Genomic DNA, 4,955 nt, shown 5'->3' with positions numbered 1-4,955 from the left:
TGTGGATTAAATTAGAAGAGCCGTATGATGGGAGACTATCACGTACGGTTCTGTGAGAGGGGAAGGGTGAAACTCCCTTTTCCTACTCGACACATCAACGTTGTGCAACATGCTAAAAAACGAGACAATTGAGAATTGATTATCAACATAACGAATCAAACAGCAGAGGTTATCAGGGCATTAGCCTTGATGAACAGGAATGTCGTGAACATTTGCAAGGATTGGTAAAAGACAATTTACTTGACCGTGAAGAGAGAGATGATACCCTAGGGCGAATAAGGGCTTTAAGAGACGAAACAGGATTTGATGTTAGTGATGGTCTTTTGGCAGACATTCAAGCTTTAGAAGGTGAATCTATTGAGGCTCAAAACTTCCGAGTTGGAGAAGCCTATGCCGAAGTGATTTTAGAACAAGCTTTTTCTTGCCGTTTCTACTGGAACGAATTGAGGGATACCCGTAATCCAAAGGGCAACAAAACAGGGGCAGATTTGGTTGGTTTCATTGAAGTGGAAGGTCAAGTACTTTTTTTATTTGGTGAGGTAAAGACATCATCTGAAACGGCAAACCGACCTCCACAAGTAATGACAGGTGCAGATGGAATTGAAAGTCAGTTAAGAGATTTATACAACAATAGACCAAAACGGCAAATTTTAATTTCTTATCTAAAGAGTAAAATGCGTCTTTTTCCAGAGGGTCATCCATTTAAAGTTAATTTTGACGCAGGTTTTAGGGCATACTATTCCAATCCTGAAAATTACCAACTGATTGGAGTCTTGATCCGTGATATTGAACACGATGAAAGAGATTTATCACTGAGTTATGGAAGGTTGAGTGCTCGCATATTGGACCCAATTGGGCTTAAATTATTGGCACTCTACCTTCCGATTCAACAAAAAGATTGGTTGAATATCATAAACGAGGAAAACGAATGAGCATACAGACCAAATATCACATCTTAGAACAAGCCTATCCAGATATGCTTGCGGGGATTGGTATGCTCATACAAAAGGGGAAATTATCAAGACGGTTTACAAGTCTTCAACTCGATGAAGTTGAAATCCAAGAGCTCATCAAAGCCAAAGAATTATGCGAATTACGCATCATTGAACTTTGGGAACTACGAAATACTGAGCAGACATCAAACGAATTCAAAGCCTTGTGCTCTACCTATTTTGATATTGCCAGTCAGTTACCTGCAATTGTTGAAAGTGAGTATTTCGTGTATGAGACTTTTAAGCTGATTGCATTCGGATATTTAGGAGAGCATTGGCATTTTGTAAAGCAATACCTAAAAGGGCTTGAAGAACAGATACGAAACATTGAGCTTGTTGATAACTGGAATAATAGAATCTTGATCGTTTCTTTTAAGGCAATTGTGCAATTGGTGAAAAAAGAAAATTGGCGAGATGTCAGCGAGGCTATAGGTCTTATAAATCAATTAAGAATCGAACAACAACAGTTTGAGGCCAACTTTCTTAATCAGGTAAATGAGGAAAGTCGCCCTTATGGAGCGGCTGAATTGGTTTCTTTGTATCATTTCGCTAAGAGCATCGATATTTTAGGACAATATTTATTGGAAGGCAGACCATTAGAGCCAGAAGATCAGTTGCGCTATCATTTACAGATTTCAGGTGAGTACGCCCAAAAGTCAGGCAATATAAGTTTGAGCTTGATGTATCAATTCTTTGAAGCATTTGCAGTGAAAATGGTCAGAAACACCATTTGGCACAACACAAGAGGAATCAACAATTGGGTTACACATTTTAATCGATATGTTAGTCGTCAGGAAAAAGGATTGGTTGAGTTACTTTACCCACAAAAGGAATCAATTTTAGAAGGACAGCTATTAAACCCAGCACATCGGGCTATCGTTGTAAATCTACCGACTTCCAGCGGCAAAACACTCATTGCAGAGTATCGGATTTTACAAGCTTTGAATCAATTCAGAAATCAGGGTGGTTGGGTTGCTTATGTAGTTCCAACAAAGGCATTAGTTAACCAGATTTATAACCAACTCAAAAGAGATTTGGGTAATATCGGATTAAGTGTGGAAAAAGCAAGTGGCGCCATTGAATTGGATGGATTTGAACAGCACTTGATAGAAGAAAATGGCAATCAAACCACTTTTGATGTACTTGTAACCACCTATGAAAAAATGAACCTTCTTGTTCGTCAAGGTCTTGGCACTACGGACGAAAGGTCATTGGTTTTAACAGTTGTGGACGAAGCGCACAACATTGAAGAGAAACAAAGAGGTTTAAACCTTGAGTTTCTTTTGTCAACAATTAAAAACGATTGTCAGGAAGCGAATTTTTTATTAATGACACCAGATATTTCCAATTCTGATGAAATCGTTAATTGGCTGGCTCCAGACAGAGGGCAGGTTATCAATTTAGAATTGGATTGGTGGCAACCAAATGAGCGAGTTATTGGAGCAATTCAAATAGAGGGTCAAAAAAGAGAGTATGACTATGTATTGAGAACATTGCATACAGATAAAGGAACGTACGAAGTTGGGGAAGCTGTTCCATTGTTCCCAGGAACTACCGATGAAACAGCATCTCAGGCTAGAGCGTCAAAAGTAAAAATTGCAAAAACGGTTGGGGCTAATTGTTTAAATCCTGCATCACCAATAATTGTCTTGGCATCTGACCCGAATGAAACGTATAGCATTGCTGAAACGCTGTTTGAGAAATCGGATGATAATTTTGGCTATGATGATGATGTTGATTTATTAATCAAATTAGTTCAAAGTGAGCTGGGAAATGATTTTCCCTTAGCAAGATTTTTGAGCAGACGGATTGCAGTTCACAGCTCTGCCCTTCCAGATGAAATTCGTTTTTTAGTTGAAGATTTGATGTCAAGCGAAAAATTACAGGCATTAGTAGCAACTACAACAATAGCCCAGGGAATTAATTTTCCTGTTTCAGCTGTAATTATGGGTGCCTATAATTATCCATATGTTGGGCCAATGCCAGTTAGAGACTTCTGGAATTTAGCAGGAAGAGTTGGTCGTGCTGGGCAGGATAGTATGGGGTGGGTTGGCGTTTGTGTAAGAAATGATAGTGATCTAGTGAATGTAACCCGCTATGTTAATACTGTATCGGAAGATTTATTATCCCAATTAGTAAGTATTATTGATACGGCTTTAGAAAGACCTGATGTTGATTTTGAAAGATGGCTTTATTTCGATGAAAGATGGTCTTCATTGCTGCAGTTTATTTCACATCTAAGAAAACAGACAGAAGCCCAAGACTTGTTTATAGCACAGCTTGAACAGAAACTTCAAGGAACCTTTGGTTATCGTCAGTTACCACCCGAGAAGAAAGCATTTTTGAGAAATCAAATCAGAAGATATGCTGAAAGTATTTCTGTAACAGATGCTGAAAGATCTGACAAAACAGGTTTCTCAACTGTTTCGGTTAATCAAATGATGTATAGGCTTAGAGGTGCAGGTCTTGTTAATAGCGATTGGAATAAAAATCAGTTGTTTTCTGAGCAGAACCAAAGTATGCAAAAACTGGTAGGAATAATGCTAAATACCTATGAGATAAGAAAATCAATAGAAACACTAGGTACTAGTGAAAGACCTTTAGATCAGTCAAGCATTGCTAGATTGATAATTGATTGGGTTAATGGGCAATCTGTATCACGAATAGCAGGGCGGTTTTACCCCAATGAAGATTTGAATAATGCGATTCAGAAAACTACACAAGCTTTATATAAAGTAGTAGCCCAGTCCGCCACTTGGGGTTTAGCAGCTTTGCAAAGTATGCCTACAAGTGGGGTTGATTGGGATAATCTGTCCGAGATTGATAAAAAAAGGATGGCAAATCTTCCTGCCTACCTGCATTATGGTGTCAATACAGATGAAGGCGTGTTAATGCGAAAGAATAATATTCCAAGAAGCATTGCCAATCGTTTAGGCCAGTTATACGATGCAGCAGTAAATGGCGAAATTTTCTCTCAGCCAACCGATTCAGTTAATAATTGGCTTAGAAATCAGGAACGAGAAACTTGGGAAAGTGTTAGGCCTGCTGGTACAAGATTAAGTGGTGAGGAATACAAGAGAGTGTGGGAGAAATTGAATGGGATAAATTAAAAGCACGATTGCACAACATTGTATAAGAGCAATAGCGGGTGAAGTGGTAAAATCAAGGTCGGTGCATTTAATAAACTTTTTTGGTGGCGGACAGATAATCGCCTTGAAATCCGCTACTGCTCTTATGTGTGCCGAGAGTAACGACCGGCTGAAAGTCGTTACGTAACTGTTTATAAGATGGTGGAACCGACCCACCGGTGTTGTCCTACAGGGGAGAGCATCAAACCACCATAAGGTGCTTTGGTAAAGAGCCAAGGTATTGAGCGTTATGGAAAAGGCTACGCCAAGAGCTGGTCAGGTATGAATAATGGAGATGAATGCAAATGAACCTCTGATGAAGTGTCGAGAAAGTGCAACCCTCTGTCAAAAGTGTTTGAAGTATGACAAACATTATAAGTCCAGCGGTCACCTGTTTATTGGCTGGGCGGCAGGCGTCATTTAGGAGGCATGACCATTATTTGGGCTTATTTACGGAACTCGGGAACCTGAGCCAAAATGCAAAGTGAAATGTACAATAGCGCAAACTAGAGGCAGAATAGCGATGTTTGGAACAGGGGCGGACTCATCCGTAGTAGTGATGAAGTTTCTGTAATGGAAATGGAGCAAAGGGATGAGCTAATTTGATATACAGCCTGCCAACTTGAAAAAGGATGAGCTATTTTTGTATACCACTTTAGAAGAGCCGTATGATGGGAGACTATCACGTACGGTTCCCTGCCCGTCCGGCAGGCGGGTGTGAGAGGCTTGGGGTGAAACTCCCCTGGTCTACTCGACGTGTGCTGTGAGTGAAGCATAAGCTTCACGTAACTATTTATAAGATGGTGGATCCGACCCACCAGAATCTGCTTATAGG

2 protein-coding genes are annotated in these 4,955 nt (G+C 39.9%); both read left to right on the top strand.

Annotated elements, in window-relative coordinates; all coding sequences use genetic code 11:
* Nucleotides 1-128 precede the first annotated feature (128 nt).
* Nucleotides 129-932, top strand: coding sequence for a hypothetical protein (locus tag MWU32_RS02880; RefSeq protein ID WP_246937601.1), 804 nt, complete (start codon nucleotides 129-131; stop codon nucleotides 930-932).
* The gene (locus MWU32_RS02875; protein WP_246937599.1) at nucleotides 929-4,102 is read left to right on the top strand and encodes a DEAD/DEAH box helicase; all 3,174 of its coding nucleotides are present in this window, start codon (nucleotides 929-931) and stop codon (nucleotides 4,100-4,102) included. The genes MWU32_RS02880 and MWU32_RS02875 overlap by 4 nt, the downstream gene beginning before the upstream one ends.
* Nucleotides 4,103-4,955: the final 853 nt, after the last annotated feature.

Source organism: Gelidibacter sp. F63206 (genome assembly GCF_023015735.1).
The sequence above is the reverse complement of the archived record's forward strand: the minus strand, read 5'-3'. Positions and strand labels throughout refer to the sequence as shown.

Excerpts from the sequence above, each read along its gene's own strand:
- MWU32_RS02875 (WP_246937599.1), top strand. The coding sequence starts at position 929 with ATGAGCATACAGACCAAATATCACATCTTAGAACAAGCCTATCCAGAT.